The 19,623-nt window shown below is 60.3% G+C and carries 11 protein-coding genes; 7 read left to right on the forward strand and 4 right to left on the reverse strand.

Features of this window, described 5'->3' with window-relative positions; translation table 11 throughout:
* Positions 1 to 290: 290 nt before the first annotated feature.
* Positions 291 to 1,745, forward strand: coding sequence for a tRNA uracil 4-sulfurtransferase ThiI (gene thiI / locus DKY63_RS21400; protein WP_110965908.1), 1,455 nt, complete (start codon positions 291 to 293; stop codon positions 1,743 to 1,745).
* A 139-nt stretch (positions 1,746 to 1,884) separates the two neighbouring features.
* Positions 1,885 to 3,705, forward strand: a complete 1,821-nt coding sequence (gene typA, locus DKY63_RS21405) for a translational GTPase TypA (RefSeq protein WP_110965909.1) — start codon at positions 1,885 to 1,887, stop codon at positions 3,703 to 3,705.
* An 89-nt stretch (positions 3,706 to 3,794) separates the two neighbouring features.
* Here the strand turns inward: typA and DKY63_RS21410 are convergent, their stop codons facing one another.
* The 4 genes from DKY63_RS21410 to DKY63_RS21425 all read right to left on the reverse strand — a co-directional run bounded on the left by DKY63_RS21410 (position 3,795) and on the right by DKY63_RS21425 (position 10,253).
* Positions 3,795 to 5,159, reverse strand: coding sequence for an efflux transporter outer membrane subunit (locus tag DKY63_RS21410; protein ID WP_110965910.1), 1,365 nt, complete (start codon positions 5,157 to 5,159; stop codon positions 3,795 to 3,797).
* A complete protein-coding gene (locus tag DKY63_RS21415) occupies positions 5,156 to 8,245 on the reverse strand; it encodes an efflux RND transporter permease subunit (protein WP_110967960.1) in 3,090 nt (1,029 codons plus the stop codon). The genes DKY63_RS21410 and DKY63_RS21415 overlap by 4 nt, the downstream gene beginning before the upstream one ends.
* Positions 8,245 to 9,423 carry an efflux RND transporter periplasmic adaptor subunit gene (locus DKY63_RS21420; RefSeq protein WP_239499321.1) on the reverse strand — a complete coding sequence of 393 codons (1,179 nt, stop codon included), beginning with the start codon at positions 9,421 to 9,423 and terminating at the stop codon, positions 8,245 to 8,247. The genes DKY63_RS21415 and DKY63_RS21420 overlap by 1 nt, the downstream gene beginning before the upstream one ends.
* A 389-nt stretch (positions 9,424 to 9,812) precedes the next feature.
* Positions 9,813 to 10,253: a YkgJ family cysteine cluster protein gene (locus DKY63_RS21425; protein ID WP_110965911.1), complete on the reverse strand. Its 441-nt coding sequence runs from the start codon at positions 10,251 to 10,253 to the stop codon at positions 9,813 to 9,815.
* A 257-nt stretch (positions 10,254 to 10,510) separates the two neighbouring features.
* Between DKY63_RS21425 and DKY63_RS21430 the strand changes: the two genes are divergently transcribed.
* The 5 genes from DKY63_RS21430 (at position 10,511) to DKY63_RS21450 (ending at position 19,621) form a co-directional block, all read left to right on the forward strand.
* On the forward strand, positions 10,511 to 12,961 hold the full coding sequence (locus DKY63_RS21430) for a glycogen/starch/alpha-glucan phosphorylase (RefSeq protein ID WP_110965912.1): 2,451 nt from the start codon (positions 10,511 to 10,513) through the stop codon (positions 12,959 to 12,961).
* 229 nt (positions 12,962 to 13,190) lie between these two features.
* A complete protein-coding gene (locus DKY63_RS21435) occupies positions 13,191 to 16,394 on the forward strand; it encodes a DUF2339 domain-containing protein (RefSeq protein ID WP_110965913.1) in 3,204 nt (1,067 codons plus the stop codon).
* Positions 16,391 to 17,761 (forward strand): DUF3999 domain-containing protein, encoded by a 1,371-nt coding sequence (locus DKY63_RS21440; protein ID WP_110965914.1) that lies wholly within the window; start codon positions 16,391 to 16,393, stop codon positions 17,759 to 17,761. The genes DKY63_RS21435 and DKY63_RS21440 overlap by 4 nt, the downstream gene beginning before the upstream one ends.
* 242 nt (positions 17,762 to 18,003) lie before the next feature.
* Entirely contained in the window at positions 18,004 to 19,014 is a 1,011-nt protein-coding gene (locus DKY63_RS21445) for a class 1 fructose-bisphosphatase (protein WP_110965915.1), read from the forward strand.
* Between the two features lie 4 nt (positions 19,015 to 19,018).
* The gene (locus DKY63_RS21450; RefSeq protein WP_110965916.1) at positions 19,019 to 19,621 is read left to right on the forward strand and encodes a DUF924 family protein; all 603 of its coding nucleotides are present in this window, start codon (positions 19,019 to 19,021) and stop codon (positions 19,619 to 19,621) included.
* The last annotated feature ends 2 nt before the right edge of the window (positions 19,622 to 19,623 follow it).

Here is a 19,623-nt window from a genome sequence, read left to right on the forward strand (position 1 = left end):
CTTAAATGTTTGTGATGCCGGCGCGAATACTCTGCCAAGGCAACCTGCCTCACAAGGGAGCAAATTGCATGCCAGTGCCCCAGCATGGGTTTTTTGCCCCAAATTCACGCTTATAGAGGTGTGAAAGCCAAAAAACCGGAAATTCCCGCCCCTTAATGTGGCGTCGAAATTGGAAAGTGAACCGTTTTGGTGCGCGCGAAACCTTCTGCACATTAATTGGTTAAACCTTGAGCAATTTCCGCTATAATCCGCGCCCCCCTTTTTCGGCTGGCCCAGCGCGCGCTGTTTTCATGAAACTAATCGTAAAAGTCTTCCCCGAGATCACCATCAAGAGTCGCCCTGTCCGGACGCGTTTCATCCGTCAGTTGGCGAAGAACATCCGTGCCGTGCTCCGCGACCTGGACCCGGCTGTGGTGGTGAACGGTGTGTGGGACAACCTCGAGCTGGAAACCCGCGTCAGCGACCCGAAGGCCCTGAAAGAGATGGGCGAGCGCCTGAGCTGCATGCCGGGCATTGCGCACTTCCTGCAAATCGACGAGTACCCGCTGGGCGACTTCGATGACATCGTCGAAAAGTGCAAGCAGCACTACGGTGAGGCGCTGGCCGGGAAGATCTTCTCGGTGCGTTGCAAACGCGCCGGCAAGCACCCATTTAGCTCCATCGATATTGAAAAGTACGTCGGCAGCCAGTTGCGCCGTCAGTGCGGTGCCGCCGGGATCGACCTGAAAAAGCCGGAAATCGAAGTTCGCATCGAAGTTCGCGACCAACGGTTGTTCGTGATCCACAGCCAGCACAACGGCATCGGTGGTTATCCACTGGGCGCCCTGGAGCAGACGCTGGTGCTGATGTCCGGTGGTTTCGACTCCACCGTGGCGGCCTACCAGATCATGCGCCGTGGCCTGATGGCCCATTTCTGCTTCTTCAACCTGGGCGGACGGGCCCACGAACTGGGCGTCATGGAAGTCGCGCATTTCATCTGGAAGAAGTACGGCAGCTCGCAACGCGTGTTATTTGTCAGTGTGCCGTTCGAGGAAGTGCTGGGAGAAATTCTCGGCAAAGTCGATAACAGTCATATGGGCGTAGTATTGAAGCGTATGATGTTGCGCGCTTCCTCCGCGATTGCCGATCGACTGCACATCGAGGCGCTGGTGACCGGTGAGGCGATCTCCCAGGTATCGAGCCAGACGTTGCCGAACCTGTCCGTGATCGACTGCGTGACCGACAAGCTGGTGCTGCGCCCGCTGATCGCCAGTCACAAGCAGGACATCATCGACACGGCCAACGAAATCGGCACCGCCGACTTCGCCAGGCACATGCCGGAGTACTGCGGGGTCATCTCGGTCAACCCGAAGACCGCCGCCAAGCGCTACCGCGTGGAGCACGAAGAGAAAGAATTCGACATGGCGGTGCTTGAGCGTGCGCTCGAGAACGCCAAGCTGGTCCCTATCGATCGCGTGATCGACGAACTGGGCCAGGACATTCAGATTGAAGAAGTCAGCGACGCGCTGGCCGGTCAGATCGTGATCGACATCCGCCACCCGGATGTCGCCGAGGATGACCCGCTGGAGCTTGCTGGCATCGAGGTACGAACGATGCCGTTTTATGCTCTGAACGCTCGTTTCAAGGAACTGGACCCTACTCGCCAGTACCTGTTGTATTGCGACAAAGGCGTGATGAGTCGCCTGCATGCCCACCATCTGCTCAGTGAGGGGCATGCCAATGTGCGCGTTTATCGACCGAGCTAAGTGCCCGGGGCTGTTTGCCTGTGGCCTGCGTCACCGGCCCCCCGACGCCACCGTCAAGCTGTAACGGCTTTCACGGACGCTACTGTTAATCGCTGCCAAGACTTGTCAGCACACCGAATCCTCTGATCGAGATACACAAGTGATCGAAAATCTACGCAACATCGCCATCATCGCCCACGTTGACCACGGTAAAACCACCCTGGTAGACAAACTCCTGCGTCAATCCGGCACCCTGGAGCGCAACGAGCTCAACGACGAGCGCGTGATGGACTCCAACGACCAGGAAAAAGAGCGCGGCATTACCATTCTGGCGAAAAACACCGCCATCAACTGGAACGGCTACCACATCAACATCGTGGACACCCCGGGCCACGCCGACTTCGGCGGCGAAGTAGAGCGCGTAATGTCGATGGTCGACTCCGTTCTGCTGCTGGTTGACGCTCAAGACGGCCCTATGCCGCAAACCCGTTTCGTGACCAAGAAGGCGTTCGAAGCCGGTCTGAAGCCAATCGTCGTGATCAACAAGGTTGACCGTCCGGGCGCGCGTCCTGACTGGGTTCTGGACCAGATCTTCGACCTGTTCGACAACCTGGGTGCCACCGACGAACAGCTGGACTTCAAAGTCGTCTACGCCTCGGCCCTGAACGGCATCGCCGGTCTGGACCACACCGACATGGGCGAAGACATGACCGCGCTGTACCAGGCGGTTGTCGACCACGTTCCAGCACCAGCTGTTGACCGTGACGGCCCGTTCCAGATGCAGATCTCCGCTCTGGACTACAACAGCTTCCTGGGTGTTATCGGTGTTGGCCGTATCGCTCGTGGTCGCGTCAAGCCGAACACCCCGGTTGTCGCTATCAGCGCCGACGGCAAGAAGCGCAACGGTCGTATCCTGAAGCTGATGGGTCACCACGGTCTGCACCGTGTGGACGTTGAAGAAGCAGCGGCCGGCGACATCGTCTGCATCAGCGGTTTCGACGAGCTGTTCATCTCCGACACCCTGTGCGACATCAACACCGTTGAGGCGATGAAGCCTCTGACCGTTGACGAGCCAACCGTTTCCATGACCTTCCAGGTAAACGACTCGCCATTCTGCGGTAAAGAAGGCAAGTTCGTGACCTCCCGTAACATCAAGGATCGTCTGGACAAAGAGCTGCTGTACAACGTTGCACTGCGCGTTGAAGAAGGCGACTCGGCTGACAAGTTCAAGGTTTCCGGCCGTGGTGAGCTGCACCTGTCGGTACTGATCGAAACCATGCGTCGCGAAGGCTTCGAGCTGGCCCTGGGTCGTCCTGAAGTGATCATCCGTGAAGTCGACGGCGTGAAGCAGGAACCGTTCGAAAACGTGACCATCGACATCCCTGAAGAATCCCAGGGCAAGGTCATGGAAGAGATGGGCCTGCGTAAGGGTGACCTGAGCAACATGGTGCCGGATGGCAAAGGCCGTGTTCGCCTGGAATACAACATCCCTGCTCGCGGTCTGATCGGTTTCCGTAACCAGTTCCTGACCCTGACCAACGGTGCTGGCATCCTGACCTCGATCTTCGATCGTTACGCTCCAGTGAAGTCGGGCCACATGTCCGGCCGTCAGAACGGCGTTCTGGTTTCGGTTGAAACCGGCAAGGCTCTGACCTACTCCCTGGAAACCCTGCAGGCTCGTGGCAAGCTGTTCGTAGAACACGGCCAGGAGATCTACAACGGTCAAATCGTTGGTCAGAACAGCCGCGACAACGACCTGGGTGTAAACCCAACCAAAGGCAAGAAGCTCGACAACATGCGTGCTTCGGGTAAAGACGAAACCATCGCTCTGGTTCCACCTGTTCGCTTCACCCTGGAACAGGCTCTGGAATACATCCAGGAAGACGAGCTGTGCGAAGTCACGCCTAAGTCCATCCGTCTTCGCAAGAAGATCCTGGACGAAAGCGAGCGTACCCGCGCTGCCAAGAAAGCCAAGGCGTAAGATTTAGCCAGGCTTGAAAAAACGCCCCCGGTCGAAAGGCCGGGGGCGTTTTTGTTTGTGCGTCATTGGCGAGGCTGGATTGCGCTTGTTTAAAGCTGTGCATGCGTGGGGGCAATCCCCAGGCTACGGTTGATGGCTACCCAATGCAGCGCAACATCGACGTTGGCCTGAGCCTGACTGCGCCGCACATTGAAAAGACTGCGCTCGGCGTCCAGCACTTCCAGCATGGAAACAGTGCCCGCCTGATACTGATGCCTGGCCAGATCGACCGCCCGCGCCGCAGCGGCAGAGGCCTTGTCGAGCTGGTTTTGTCGATCGATTCCCTGACCATAAGCCTGAATCGACGTATGGGTTTCGCGCAGTGCCTGCAGAAGGCTCTGCTGATAGGCCAGTCTGGCCTGTTCACGACGGGCATCGCCCGCCTCGATACGTGAGCCGGTCCGGCCGAAATCGAAGAGCGGCTGGAATAGTTGACTGGTCAATGCCCAGGGCGCTGCGCCTCCCTGTTCAAACAATGCCAGTGCACTCAAGGTCAATTGAGGGTAACGCGCTGCCTTGGTGGCAACGAGGGATTCATCGGCGGCGCGCAACCGTTGTTCCGCGGCCCGCACATCCGGACGCTCGCGCAGCACCTCGGCAGGAATCGACAGCAGTTGCTTTAGTGCCGGCTCGGAGAAACCCATGAGTGGGGGCGATGGCTCGGCAAGCAGGCTGTCGATCCTGGTCTGCTCGCTGGCCAACAGGTATGCGAGGTTGTAGCGAGCCGATTGTGCCTGCTGCCGCGCTGCGGGTATTTCTGCCCGTGTGATAGCGAGCTGGGATTCGATGCGCTCCAGATCAAAACGATTGGCCGACCCTGACGCCAGGCGGGCCCGTGTCACACGTGCGGTCTGCTCCTGGTTGATGTCGGCCTGGGTAGCGATTTCCATCAGTTGCTGCGCCAGCCGGTATTGAAGGTAACTGTTGGTCACCTCTGCCATCAGGCTGAGCCGCAGGCTCAGATAGTCCTGGTGGGCCGCATTGAGCTCGGCGCCAGCTTCATTGCGCAAGGCTTTGAGCCGACCGAACAGATCAAGCTCCCAGACCATATCCACGCCGTAGGAGTACTTGTTGCTCGCGCTTTCCTGCGCCGTCCGGGATCGGCCGTACTTCGCTGCGATGTCGAATTCCGGGTAAAGGTCGCTCGCGAGCACATTGTGTTGGGTGCGCACTTCGCGGACCCGCTCGATAGCAACGGCCAGGTCCAGGTTGTCGCGAAGTGCGTCATTGATGAGTTGGTTCAGCACCGGATCTTCGAAGCTTTCCCACCAGCGCGGCGCCAGGGAGGCGAGCGCGGTACCGGGTTCTTTTGTCGAGGCAGTCTCCATCGGAGGGCCTTCGGTCGCAGTATGGCTGGTGCAGCCGGTAAGGGACGACAACAGAAGCAGAGTGAAGAGCGGAGTTTTGTGCTTCATCTTGCATGCTCCATGTCAGAAACCTGCCGGTGATTGTCTCCATGAAACAAGCGCTCCAGGGCCAGGAACACCACGGGTGTCGTCAGCAAGGTCAGCACCTGGCTGAGCAACAGGCCGCCGATGATCACCACCCCGAGCGGTTCGCGCAACTCTGCGCCAGTACCGAACGCCAGCATCAACGGCACCGCACCCAACATTGCCGCCAAGGTTGTCATCAGAATCGGTCTAAAGCGTGCCAGGCAGGCCTGATGGATCGCTTCTTGTGGCGACAGGTCATGTTCGCGCCGGGCTTGCAGGGCAAAGTCGATCAGCAGGATGCCGTTTTTCTTGACGATGCCGATCAGCATGATCAAGCCGATCAACGCCATGATCGAGAAGTCCAGTTGCCACGCCCACAGCAACAGAATCGCGCCGATACCTGCCGAAGGCAGGGTGGAAAGGATGGTCAGGGGATGCACAAGACTTTCATAAAGCACACCGAGAATGATGTAGACGGCAATCACTGCGGCAAGGATCAGATACGGCTGACTGGCCAGCGAGGCCTGGAACGCTTGAGCGGAACCCTGGAAAGTGCCGTTCACCGAAGCAGGCATGCCAACCTCCAGTTCCGTGTTCTGCAGGGCGGCAACCGCCTGGCCAAGGGCAACGCCGGGGGCCAGGTTGAAGGACAGATTGGCCGCTGGCAGCATGCCGTTGTGATTGATCACCACGGGGCCGTTCGTGGACGGTTCAACCCGCGTAAATGCCAGCAAAGGGACCATCTCGCCGGTCAACGGAGAGCGCAGATGGAAGTAGCTCAGGCTTTCTGCATTTCCACGTTGCTCGGTGGATAGTTCGAGCACCACCTTGTACTGGTTGACCTCGGTTTGATACTCACTGATCTGGCGCTGTCCGAAGGCGTCATAAAGCGCGTTATCGAGGTCGCGAGCAGTGAAGCCATAGCGCGCTGCTTCATCCCGATCGAGGGTGATTCGGGTGATGTTTGCATCCAGTTGCAGATCGTGGGACACGTCGCGAAACAGTGGATTTGTGCGCAAGCGATCGGCCAGCGCCGTCGCCCAGGTGGCGAGTTCTTCACTGTTCTGCGCTTGAAGGACGTACTGATACTGGGCCCTGGGCTGTCCCGCGCTGAGGTTGATGTCTTGAACCGCACGAAGCGATGTCTGGACGCCAGGTACCTGCGCCAATTGAGGGCGCAGCCGATCAATGACCTGGCTTATTGTCGCGTCCCGATCTCCCGGGTCGTTCAATACCAGCCAGATCCGACCATTACCGATCGAGTCGGTGGTGCTGCCACCGATGGCATGGTTGTAACTGATGACGGCCGGGTCCTTGCTGAAAATCGCCTCAAGCTGTTTGTGCTTGGCGACCATTTCTTCATAGGAAATGTCGGCGGATGCGCGAGTGAATCCCATGATGAAGGCCGTATCCTGCAAGGGGAAAAAGCCTTTGGGGATCATGACGAAGCTGGCAACGCTGAGTAGCACGCTGGCCAGAAACACGCCCAGCATGAAGCGCTGATGCCCAAGCGCCCAACTCAACGCACGGTCGTACGAACGCAACAGCCAACTGAAGAAGCCTCCCGATTCGGGGTGCTCGGGCGCTTTCATGAACAGAGAGGCCAGTGTTGGCGCCAGTGTCAGACAGGCCACGACCGAAATGACGAGCGTGGCGACCAGTGTCAGGGCGAACTCACTGAACAAGCGTCCCACGACACCGCCCATGAACAGCAAGGGGATCAATGCAGCGATCAGTGACACGCTGATCGTGACCACCGTGAAGCCGATTTCGCTGACGCCCTTCAGTGCCGCGGCACGCTTGTCCTCGCCACGCTCCAGGTGGCGATGAATGTTTTCGATCACCACGATCGCGTCATCGACGATGAACCCCACTGAGATGACGATGGCCACCAGTGTCAGGTTGTTCAGGCTGAATCCCGCCAGGTACATCACCGCGCAGGTTGCAACGATGGATACGCCGAGCACGATGGTGACGATCAGTGTCGCTGACCACTGCCGCAGAAAAATTGCCATTACGCCAATCACCAGGACGATGGCGATGGCCAGTGTCAACTCGACTTCATGCAGCGACGAACGGATGGTGCGGGTTCGGTCGTTGATCACTTCGACCTTCAAGTCCGCCGGTAAAGCCGCCTGAATCCCGGGCAGTGCTTTGTCGATGCGATCAACGATGGCGACAATGTTCGCTCCTGGCTGGCGCCTGATCAGCAGCGACACACCGGACTGGCCGTCGGGCCAGCTTTGCGCGTACTCATCCTCTGCACCCAGGCTGACCTTGGCCAGGTCCCGCACCCGAATGGCCGCGCCATTGCGCCAGGTCACGATGATGTCGTCGTACTGCGCGGGTTCGAACAGTTGATCGTTGACTTCCAGATTCGATACCCGATGCTCGCCGAACAATGCGCCCTTGGGCAGGTTGACACTGGCTTGTTGTACCGCGGTGCGGATGTCCGCCAAGGTCACGCCGGCGGCCGCAAGAACTTCCGGCCTGGCCTGGATACGAATGGCCGGGCGACGCTGGCCGATCACGTTGATCAGGCCGACGCCATCAAGTTGGCTCAGTCGACGCGACAGCACGGTTTCTGCGAGATCGCTGACTTCGGTCAAGGGGAGCGTGTCGGAGTAGGCGCCGATGATCATCACCGCGCCGTCCGCCGGGTTCACCTTGCGCCAGACTGGCAGGCTGGGCATGTCGCTGGGAAGTCTGGATGAAGCGGTATTGATCGCCACCTGCACTTCCTGACCTGCAGTGTCGATGTTTTTCTCCAGGCTGAATTGCAGCGTCAGCGTCAACTTCCCCAGCGAACTGGTCGACGTCATTTCGGTGATGCCGGCGATGGAGCTGAGCTGCACCTCCAGGGGCGTTGCAACAGAGGACGCCATGGTTTGAGCGCTGGCGCCGGGCAGCGTGGCGGTAATCTGGATCGTCGGGAAATCCGCCTCGGGCAGCGGCGCGATGGGCAGGCGCAGGTAGGCGACGACACCCAGAAGGACCAGGGCAAAGCTCAGCAGAAGAGTGCCGATCGGGCGGTCCATGCACCAGGCGTAGACATTGCGGCTGGGCATCATGGTGTGCTCCTGCTGGCGACGGGGGTAACCGTTGTTTCGTTGGCTTCGATAAGGTTGACTGCCGATCCGGGGCTCAGTCGCGAATAGCCGTCTGTGACGATTTTCTCGCCCGCCTGGACGCCCTCTACCACAGCGATGGCCGCATCGAAGTACGTCACCTGGACGGGTTGGGGGAAGGCTTTGCCATCGCTGATGCGCCAGACGAATGTATCTTTCGCACCCAGGCGCAGCGCCCGTTGCGGCACGACCAGGGCGTCGTGCAAGGTGCCGGCCTGAAGCTTGATCACGACCGACTGATCCGGCCATAGATGGCCTTGCGGATTGGCAACAGTGCCTTTAATCCGCACGGTCCCGGTGGCCGTGGAAACCCGATTGTCGATCAGGTCCAGATTTCCCTCCGCCAGTAGGGGGCCACCGTCACTGGCGTAGGCGCGCAAGACCACAGACGATTGATCGGCCCGGGTCATCAATGCTTGCAACTGTGGAAGGCGAGCCTGGGGGAGAGCGAATTCAATGCTGATGGGGTCCAGTTGAACGAGCGAGAACAACGCCTGTGCATCGCTTGCCCTCACGTAGTTGCCTTCGTGGAGGTTGTGGATGCCGGCGCGACCATCGGCGGGTGCATGAATCCGGGTGTGGGACAACTGAACCTGTGCGGCGGATACCGTGGCTTGCTGGTTCCTGACTGTCGCTTGCAGTTGGGCAACCAGCCCGGTTTGTTGATCCAGTGTCTGTGTGGAGACAGCCTGCATGCTGGCCAGCTCGCGATAGCGCTTGAGATCGCGAGTTGCCGACGCCAACTGGGCCTGAGCAACGGCCTGCTGTGCCTTGGCCGCTTCCAGGGCCGCGACAATGGCGCGATCGTCGATGCGTGCCAGCAGGTCGCCTTTCTTGACGAACTGCCCCTCGCTCACGGGCAACTCCAACAACTGTCCATCCACCTGGGGGCGGATATCGACACTGCGCAGCGAGCGTACGTTACCGATGGCATTTATAAGGGCGGGGACGTCTTGACGGCCGACTTCGGCTACGGTCACCGGTACTGCGGGAGCAGTTGTCGCGGTGCCCGCAGAGTTGCCTGGCCACAACCAGTAGGTCATCCCGCCAATGATGAGCAGACTGCAAAACGTCAAAGAGGTACCGATGAATACCCGGCGCATTTTGTGTGGAGGCATGAAGAAAACTTCCTTGGTGATTATTGTTTTCACCGCACAAGGCGCACCTGCCATTAACTCTTCAAGAGCAATGCTAAGGACTTGGTTTTGACAGGTATTGCGGGTGAGTAATCGCGATGGTGTTTTTCATGCATTAACAAACTGTTATCAGCTGGCGGTATGAATGTCAGGTATTAATTCATGGTGTTGCAGAGATTAAGTTTGGGTATGTGCTACAGGGGGGATTTAAAGAGGTGCCTTAATATTTAATGTTTTCCTATAATGAAATAGGACTTTTCCTACATTAAATAAAGAAGTTGATACAGCGCGCTGAAAAGCCCGAGCAAGTTTTCGGGCTTTTCAGAAAGTTGGGTGGGAAGTACTTGAAAGTGTTCGTTTAAAAACGACGGTCAGAATTTTTCCAGGGTCCGACGGCTATTGGTCTCGCGCTCGACGTCCTTCGGCTTGTACGCGCAATACCCCGGACGCGGTCCGATTTTCGGATGGTTGCGGCAGGTGTCGGGGCGCTTGTCATAAATGGTGCACAGGCGACTCTTACGATCCAGGTAGTAGCAATCGTTGTTGCTCATGCGCTGGAGAGTGAATATGCCCGTTTTCTGATTGAAGCGCTCGACCAACCCTTCCTTCTGCAGGCGCTTGGCGATGTTCTTCGGCGGATCGCCCAGCTCGAATTCATCGACCACACCGATCCGGACCAGATCCTTGATCTTGACCTCGACCGGCAAGGTGCAGCAGCTGGAGATGCACGAGCCGCACATCGGGGCCGAATATTTGGCCCAGGTCTCGAGACGGTCGATCTCGGCTGCGGCGATCAGGTTGGGCTTCATCATCGGTTGTTACCAGGCGTGTGCATCAGGGCGCGCGATCATACCGGGACTGGTGGATTTTTGAACAACCTTTCGCCAGATTTTTTCAGCACCGGCCGATAACAGGGTCAAACCGGCACAACACCTGCATTGATTCAATGCACACGACAATCAATTGCCGGACCGTTCGCACTCACAGGAAAAACTGCCGAACCAGAGCCTCTACCGCCTGTCAGACCGTCTAGGCTCAGACAACTCAAAGCTCGCTCGAGGTCCAATCGATGACTCAAGAACCACTTGTTCGCGAAGCAGAGGTGGCCGCATTCCGCGACGCCGTCTTGACCAAACTCACCTATGCGGTGGGCAAAGACCCGGATCACGCCTTCGACCATGACTGGTTCGAAGCCATTGCGCTGGCAGCGCGCGATCATATGGTCGAACACTGGATGGACCACACGCGACAGATCTACCGCAAGGGTCAGAAGCGGGTTTACTACCTCTCCCTGGAATTTCTCATTGGCCGGCTGCTCTACGACAGCCTGAGCAACCTCGGCCTGCTCGACGTGGCGCGCGAGGCGTTGACGGAGCTGGGCGTCGACCTTGAACGCATCCGCCTGCTGGAACCCGACGCAGCGCTGGGTAACGGCGGCCTCGGGCGTCTGGCGGCGTGCTTCATGGAAAGCATGTCGACCCTGGGCATCGCCGGTCATGGCTATGGCATTCGTTACGAGCACGGCCTGTTTCGCCAGGCGATTGTCGACGGCTGGCAGCAGGAACAGACCGAGCACTGGCTGGATTTCGGCAACCCCTGGGAGTTCGAGCGTCCCGAGGTGGTCTACCCGATCGGCTTCGGCGGCAGCGTCGAGACCGTGACCGACAGCGAAGGCAAGACCAAACAGGTCTGGCACCCGGCGGAAACCGTCCGGGCCATTGCCTACGACACGCCGGTGGTCGGCTGGCGCGGGGCGAGCGTCAACACCCTGCGCCTGTGGCGCGCCCGGGCCATGGAAGATCTGCACCTGGAACGTTTCAACGCCGGCGACCACTTGGGGGCGGTGGCCGAAGTGGCCCGGGCCGAAAGCATTTCCCGCGTGCTCTATCCGGCGGACAGTACTGAAGCCGGCCAGGAACTGCGCCTGCGCCAGGAGTACTTCTTCGTCGCGGCCTCCTTGCAGGACTTGCTGCGCCGCCACCGCAACATGCACACCTCGGTACTGACCCTGGGTGATCATGCGGCGATCCAGCTCAACGACACCCACCCTTCGATTGCCGTGGCAGAGCTGATGCGGCAGTTGGTTGACGTTTACGATGTCGAATGGGCTGCGGCATGGGAGGTGACTGTCGCCACGCTTTCGTACACCAACCACACCCTGCTGCCCGAAGCGCTGGAAACCTGGCCGGTGGGCCTGATGGAGCGCATGCTGCCACGGCACATGCAGATCATTTACCTGATCAACGCCCAGCACATCGATTCGCTGCGAGCCAAGGGCATCCACGACTTCGACGTGCTGCGCGCGGTGTCTTTGATCGAAGAGGACAACGGTCGTCGCGTGCGCATGGGCAACCTGGCGTTCCTCGGCTCCCACAGCGTCAACGGCGTATCCGGACTGCATACCCAACTGATGCGCAAAACGGTGTTCTCCGAGTTGCACAAGCTCTATCCGGAACGTATCAACAACAAGACCAACGGCATTACCTTCCGCCGCTGGCTGTTCCAGTCGAATTCGGAATTGACCTCGATGCTGGTCGACTCACTCGGGCCAGAGGTGCTGGACAACCCCGAGGAGCGCTTGCTCGCGCTGGAGCCGTTCGCCGAGAAGAACGCCTTCCGCAAGGCCTTTGCCGAACAACGCCTGCACAGCAAGAAAGCCCTGGCGTACATCATTCATGAGCGACTGGGGGTGGCGGTCAACCCGGCGGCGATGTTCGACGTGCAGGTCAAGCGGATCCACGAGTACAAGCGTCAACTGCTCAACCTGATGCACACGGTGGCGCTGTATCAGGCGATTCGCGCCGAGCCGGAAATCGACTGGGTGCCGAGGGTGAAGATCTTTGCCGGCAAGGCGGCGGCCAGTTATCACCAGGCCAAGCTGATCATCAAACTGACCAACGACATCGCCCGGGTGGTGAACAACGACCCGACCGTGCGTGGCCTGCTCAAAGTGGTGTTCCTGCCCAACTACAACGTCAGCCTGGCGGAAAGCATCATTCCGGCGGCGGACCTGTCCGAACAGATTTCCACCGCCGGCTTCGAGGCATCCGGCACCAGCAACATGAAGTTCGGCCTCAACGGCGCGCTGACCATCGGCACGCTGGACGGCGCCAACGTGGAAATGTGCGAGCGCATCGGCGCCGAGCACATGTTCATCTTCGGCCTCAGCGCCCAGCAGGTGGAAGCACGCAAGCAGAATCACGAGTTCAGCGCGGTGCCGGACATCGCCGCCTCCCATCGGCTCAATGATGTGCTGCAAGCGATTCGCGGCGGGGTGTTCTCGCCGGATGATCCGGCGCGCTACAGCGGGCTGATCGACTCGCTGGTGGACTACGACCGCTTCTTTGTCTGCGCCGATTTTGATTCCTACTGGAATGCGCAGATGCGGGTCGAAGCTCACTGGCACGATTCCCAGCAATGGTGGCGTTCAGCGGTGCTGAACACCGCGCGGATGGGCTGGTTCTCCTCGGACCGGACGATTCGCGAGTACGCCACGGATATCTGGAAGGCTCTGGAGTAACGTTCTGATCAGGTCGATATACTGAGCTTCAGATCAGCCAGACTCACGGCCTGGCGCAATCCATTGTGGGAGCGAGCTTGCTCGCGATAGCGGACTGACATTCAGCATTGATGCTGACTGTCATGCCCTCATCGCGAGCAAGCTCGCTCCCACATGTTTTTTGCTGTTTCACACTAAACTGATTCGAACGCTGGACCGCCCGGACTCGGGTCGCTTAGGGATATCAACCATGCAATGGATGTTGATGCTGATTGGCCTGGTGCTGGGCTGGATACTCGATGAGTCGTTCGGCGAAGCGCTGCTGGGCGGGTTGTTCGGGCTGACGATTGGCCAGGCCATACGCATCGCCCGTTTGGCTTCCCAGGCCAACGAGCAGCAGAAGCTGCTGGAGCAGGCCCGGGTTGCATTGCATGGCGTCGAGCAACGGTTGGCCTTGCTGGAGGAGTCTGGCGTCTCGGCGACAGAGCCGTCTCAATCCATTGGTGAATCGGTTCCGATTGCCGAGAATGTCGCTCCTATTGAAGCCCCCGATTTGGTCTGGGAATTGCCACCGGAGCCGGAGTCGGAACCGCTGACGGCTGCTACCGAAACCGCCCGACCACTGCCCGACGACCCGTGGAAAGCCTCATCCGCCCTCCGCCAGTCGCAACAACCCGCGATCCCTCGCGAGCCCAATGTCATCGAACGCGCCCTCGCCGCTGCCCGAGCGTGGCTATTGGGTGGCAATACCGTGTTGCGGGTCGGCGTGGTGCTGTTGTTCCTCGGTCTTGCCTTCCTGCTGCGCTACGCCACCGAGGGCCTGGTGGTACCGCTCGAGCTGCGTTACGCCGGTGTCGCGGCCGCGGCGCTGGGCCTGCTGGGGCTGGGTTGGTGGCTCCGGGCACGTAACGCCAACTACGCGTTGATCCTGCAAGGCACTGGGGTTGCCGTGCTGTACCTGACGGTCTTTGCCGCGATGCGCCTGCACCCGTTGCTCGAACCCTCCGCGGCGTTCGGGCTACTGGTGGCGGTGACGGTGTTCTCGGCCATTCTGGCCATCACTCAGGATTCCCTCGGACTGGCCGCTGCGGCCGCCCTCGGCGGATTCGCCGCGCCGTTGCTGGCGTCCACCGGTGCCGGCAGTCACGTCGCCTTGTTCAGCTATTTCACCTTGCTCAATGCCGGCATTCTCGCCATCGCCTGGTTCAAGGCCTGGCGCCTGCTCAACGTGATCGGTTTCGTCGGCACTTTCGGCATCGGCTTCGCCTGGGGCGCGCGCTCCTACACACCGGAGCTTTTGTGGAGCACCGAGCCGTTCCTGATTCTGTTCTTCTTGATGTACCTGGCCATCGGTCTGCTGTTCGCCCGGCGCAAGTTGCTGGAGATGAGTGATGTGTCGCAAGAGGACAGTCGCGAAGCGTTGCTGCACTGGTCCGCGCGCAAGGGCGCTTACGTCGATGGCACGTTGCTGTTCGGCCCACCGTTGGTGGGCTTCGGCCTGCAATTCGCGCTGGTGCAACACATGGCCTTCGCCCCCGCGTTCAGCGCCCTGGCGTTGGGCATTCTGTACATGGGCCTGGCCCGTTTGTTGTTCAAAGGCCGCACGTTGCTGCTGGCGGAAACCTGCCTGGCCCTGGGCGTGATCTTCACCAGCCTGGCGATTCCCCTGGGCCTGGATGCGCGCTGGACGACGGCCGCCTGGGCCGTGGAAGGCGCGGGGATTTTCTGGCTCGGCCTGCGTCAGCAACGGCGGCTGGCACGAGCATTTGCCTTGCTGCTGCAACTGGGCTCGGCGCTGGCATTTTTCAGCGAGTTGGGCGAAGGCGAGAGCAGCCTGCTCAAGGGTGCACCCTTGGGGGCGCTGATGTTGGGTGTCGCGTTGCTGTTCAGCTTTCATCAGTTGCACACATCGATGCCCGAGCGAACGTCGCCTTGGGAGCGCAAGGGCTCACCGGTATTGGCTGGCCTTGGCCTGTCGTTTCTCTATCTGCTGGCACCGTTGTTTTTCTTGGCCCAAGGCACGGCGATCTGCTGGGCATTGGCCGGGTTGATCACCTTGTTTGTAGGCCTGCGGCTACCGTCGCGCACGTTCGTTTTCACATCGATGGCCATTCAGGTGCTGGGTGGCGCGTTGTTCCTGGTGAGCGGGTGGCTGCTCGAAGAGGGTTTGCGTCCACTGGCCCATGTTGATTTCTGGACGCCGTTGCTGCTCGGTCTGGCGGGGCTGGTCGGGGCCTGGTGCTTGCAGCGTGCGGCAGCCTTTGATGGATTGAACCTGCAACGTCTGTCTGCGGGATTTTTGGTGTGGGGTGCCGGTTGGTGGGCGTTGGCATGGAGCAGTGAAGTCCTGCGGTTCGCCCCGTTGCCGCTGCAAGCGACGCTGTTGCTCGCCGTCGCTGCGCTGAGCGTTGCGCTATGGGCGGTGCTGGCGCTGCGCCTGAAGTGGTCAGCCCTCGGCTTGCTCTGCACCGTGTTGATTCCCGCTGCCGGTCTGGTGCTGCTGGCCGCCTGGCATTCCCGTTATAACCCGGCCGCCGGCTTCGGCTGGCTGGCATGGGCGGCGGTGTTCATCGTGCATTTCATTTCACTGCGACGCCTGGCGCCGATGTTGCCGGCGTGGGCCCTGAGTGGTGCGCATGTTCTGGGTTGCTGGCTGCTGATCGGCGTGCTGGCGCTGGAGTTGCGTTACGGCCTGCTGCTGATGTCCGAGCAATACAACGCCTGGCGCTGGCTGGGCTGGGCGATCCTGCCGAGCCTTTATCTGGTGATGATGGCCGCGCCGCGAAACTGGCCGTGGCCGGTGTCCGAGCATTCGCGCGAGTATCGCGTTCTGGCGGCGGCACCGCTGGCGCTGTTGATGCTCGGCTGGTTCTGGCTGGCCAATGCCTTCAGCGATGGCAACGCGGAGCCGCTACCTTACGTACCTTTGCTCAATCCGCTGGAACTGGGTCTGTTGTTCGCCTTGTTCGGCGTCTACGTCTGGTCACGCAGTGCCTTGGCGTCACTGGCATTGGGCAAGGTCTACCTGAATCAAGCCACGCAGATGATCGTCGGCATTTCGTTGTTTGCCTTCTTTACCGCCATGGTGATGCGCGCGGCACATCATTGGAGCGGGGTGCCGTTCGAGCTGGAGGCATTGCTCGAGTCAATGCGGGTGCAGGCCGGACTGTCCATCGTCTGGACCTTGATGGCCCTGGGCCTGATGATCGGCGGACACCTGCGCCATCGTCGCGAAGTCTGGCTGATCGGCGCGGCGCTGATCGGCCTGGTGGTGGCCAAACTGTTCTTTGTCGAGCTGAGCAACCGCGGCGGACTGGCCCGGATCGTCTCGTTCATCGGCGTTGGCGTGTTGCTGCTGGTGGTGGGTTACTTCGCCCCGTTGCCTCCCAAGCGCGCCGAAGCGCTGCCGGACGCCGAAAACCCGGCATCCAAAACCGAAGGAGTGTCGTCTTGAGTCGGAAGCTGAACCTCAGTTGGTTGGGCATCGTTGCGATGGGTGTGGCGCTGGCGGCCGGTGCCGAGGAAAAACCTGCGGATTTCGCCACTCAGGTGCCGTTGTCGGTGAGCGGCGCGGGCCCCTGGTATCGCCTGGAGCTGCCGCTGGCTGTGCTGCTCAATGCGCGGCAGAGCGATCTGGGCGACGTGCGGGTGTTCAATGCGGCCGGTCAGCCGCAGGCCTACGCCCTGGCCCGGGAAGCCGCGCACACCGAAGAAAACCGCATGCTGACCGAGGTCAAATGGTTCCCCCTGTACAACTCGGCGGACGACACCGAACGCGCACCGAGCGTGCGTGTGCAATCGAGCGCCAATGGCGCCTTGGTCGAGGTCCAGCCTTCCAGTCAGCTGGAACCGGGCGAGGAACAGTTGCGGGGCTGGTTGCTGGACGCCAGCGCCATCAAGGCACCGTTGCAACAACTGGTTCTCGACTGGACCAGCGAGCGCGAGGGCTTCCAGCGTTTCACCATCGAGGCCAGCGACGATTTGCAGCACTGGCAGTCGTGGGGTGAAGGGCAGGTGGCGCGGCTGGCCTTTGCCGACGAACGGGTCGAGCAGCATGAAGTCGGCCTGCCGGGGCAGTCGGCGCGCTATCTGCGCTTGCTGTGGAGCACACCGCAACCGGCGCCGATCCTGACCTCGGCGCAACTGCAAAGCGCCAACCCGCGCAGCCTGCCGCTGCCGCTGGCGTGGTCGCAAGCGTTGGCCGGCACCCGCGTGAAGTCCGGTGAGTACACCTGGCAGTTGCCGATGGGATTGAGCGTCGAGCGAGTACAGGTCGCCCTGGATCAGGCCAATAGCCTGGCGCCCGTGACCTTGTCCGGTCGCCGCGACAGCAGCCTGCCGTGGCAACCGATGAGCAGCGGGTTGCTCTACCGCCTGACGCAGAACGGCGAGGATGTGGTGCAGAACGAATTGCAGCTGTCGGGGCAAACCGTGCAGCAGTTCAAGTTGACGGTGGACGAGCGGGGCGGTGGACTCGGCGAGCAGGCGCCAGGCCTGAAGTTTGCCGTTCGCGCCACGCAACTGGTGTTTCTGGCACGGGGGCCGGGGCCTTATACGCTGGCGTTGGGCAGTGCGACGGCAAAGGCTGCCAGCCTGCCCTTGTCGATGCTGATTCCGGAGTACAACCCGGCGAAGCTGGCGACTTTGGGCAAGGCCTCGGTCGATGGCACGGCGGTGGTGGCGCCGGCTGCCGCAGCGGTTCAAGCGTCTGCGGGCACCGACTGGAAGAAGTTCGGCCTGTGGGCGGTGTTGTTGCTCAGTGTGCTGTTTCTGGCGGCGATGGCGTTCAGTTTGCTGCGCAAGTCCTCGGTCAAACCCTGAAGGCAGAGCGCTACGCACTCTAATCGCGAGCAGGCTCGCTCCCACAGTTGAAATGGGCATTCCTGTGGGAGCGAGCCTGCTCGCGATAGCGGTTTAACCGTCGGTAAAAATGCCCGATTCGATCTACGCTAATCCCCGCGCATGAACTCTCTTCAGCCGATCACGTCTGATAGGAGGCAATGCGCCTCGACTCGCGCTAAACTGCGCGGGTTTTTAGCCCCCCCCATTCCTCGGAGCCTTCCATGTCCCGCGTTACCTTGAGTCGCTATTTGATTGAGCAGACCCGTAGCAACAACACTCCTGCCGATCTGCGCTTCCTGATCGAAGTGGTGGCGCGTGCTTGCAAGGAGATCAGCCACGCCGTTTCCAAAGGCGCCCTGGGCGGCGTTCTGGGCAGCATGGGCACTGAAAACGTTCAGGGCGAAGTGCAGAAGAAGCTCGACGTACTGTCCAACGAAATCCTGCTCGAAGCCAACGAATGGGGCGGTCACCTGGCCGGCATGGCGTCCGAAGAAATGGACAATGCCTACCAGATCCCGGGCAAGTACCCGAAAGGCGCCTACCTGCTGGTATTCGACCCGCTGGACGGTTCGTCGAACATCGACATCAACGCACCGGTCGGCACCATCTTCTCGGTGCTGCGCTGCCCGAACGAATACCTGAGCCAGAACGAAGCCCTGAACGAAAAGGCCTTCCTGCAGCCAGGTACCCAGCAAGTCGCCGCCGGTTATGCTATCTACGGCCCGCAGACCATGCTGATCCTGACCCTGGGCAATGGCGTCAAGGGCTTCACCCTGGATCGCGAAATGGGCAGCTTCGTCCTGACTCACGAAGACATCACCATTCCTGAATCCACCCAGGAATTCGCCATCAACATGTCCAACCAGCGTCACTGGGAAGCCCCGGTGCAGCGCTACGTCAGCGAATTGCTGGCTGGCGAAGAAGGCCCGCTGAAGAAGAACTACAACATGCGCTGGGTCGCAGCGATGGTTGCGGACGTGCACCGCATCCTGACCCGTGGCGGTCTGTTCATGTACCCGCGCGATGCCCGTGAGCCATCCAAGCCGGGCAAGCTGCGCCTGATGTACGAAGCCAACCCGATGTCGTTCCTCGTGGAACAAGCGGGCGGCGCCTCCACCGACGGCCACCAGCGCATTCTCGATATCCAGCCTGAAGGCCTGCACCAGCGTGTAGCGGTGTTCCTCGGTTCGAAGGAAGAAGTGGCCCGCGCCACGGCGTACCACAAGGAGTAAAACCATGAACGAGCCCTGGCAGCCGTTGCTCGAGTGGTGGTTCGGAACGTCCGGATCAGCGAAGGAAGTGGCGGCGCAGAAGGGCAAGTTATGGTTCGGCAAGCGTGACAGTCAGGACCTCGAGGCGCGCGAGCGTTTCGGGGAACTGGTCGAACAGGCACTGGCCGGCGGATTGACCGAGTGGGCGCAACGCCCCGAAGGTTGGCTGGCCTTGGTGCTGTTGCTCGATCAACTGCCACGCATGCTCTTTCGCGATTCCCCCAAAGCCTTTTCCGGAGACATCAGAGCCCAGGCCCTGGTGGCGCAAGGCATTGCCGCGGATTTCGACCGGCAACTGCAGCCGATCCAGCGGGTATTCATCCTGCTGGTATTCGAGCACTGCGAAAACCTCGACGTGCAAAACGAATGCATCTCGCGCTATCTGGAACTGCTGGCGCAACAACCGGAAAGCGACCGGGCGCTATTTGCCGATTACCTGGACTATGCCGAGAAGCATCAGAAGGTGATTGCGCAGTTTGGGCGGTTTCCTCATCGCAATGAGGTGTTGGGGCGGGAGAGTACGGCGCAGGAGCTGGAGTTTCTGAGTAAGCCGGGTTCCAGGTTCTGAAT

This window comes from Pseudomonas putida (genome assembly GCF_003228315.1).
In the GTDB taxonomy this organism is placed as follows: Bacteria; Pseudomonadota; Gammaproteobacteria; order Pseudomonadales; family Pseudomonadaceae; genus Aquipseudomonas; species Aquipseudomonas putida_S.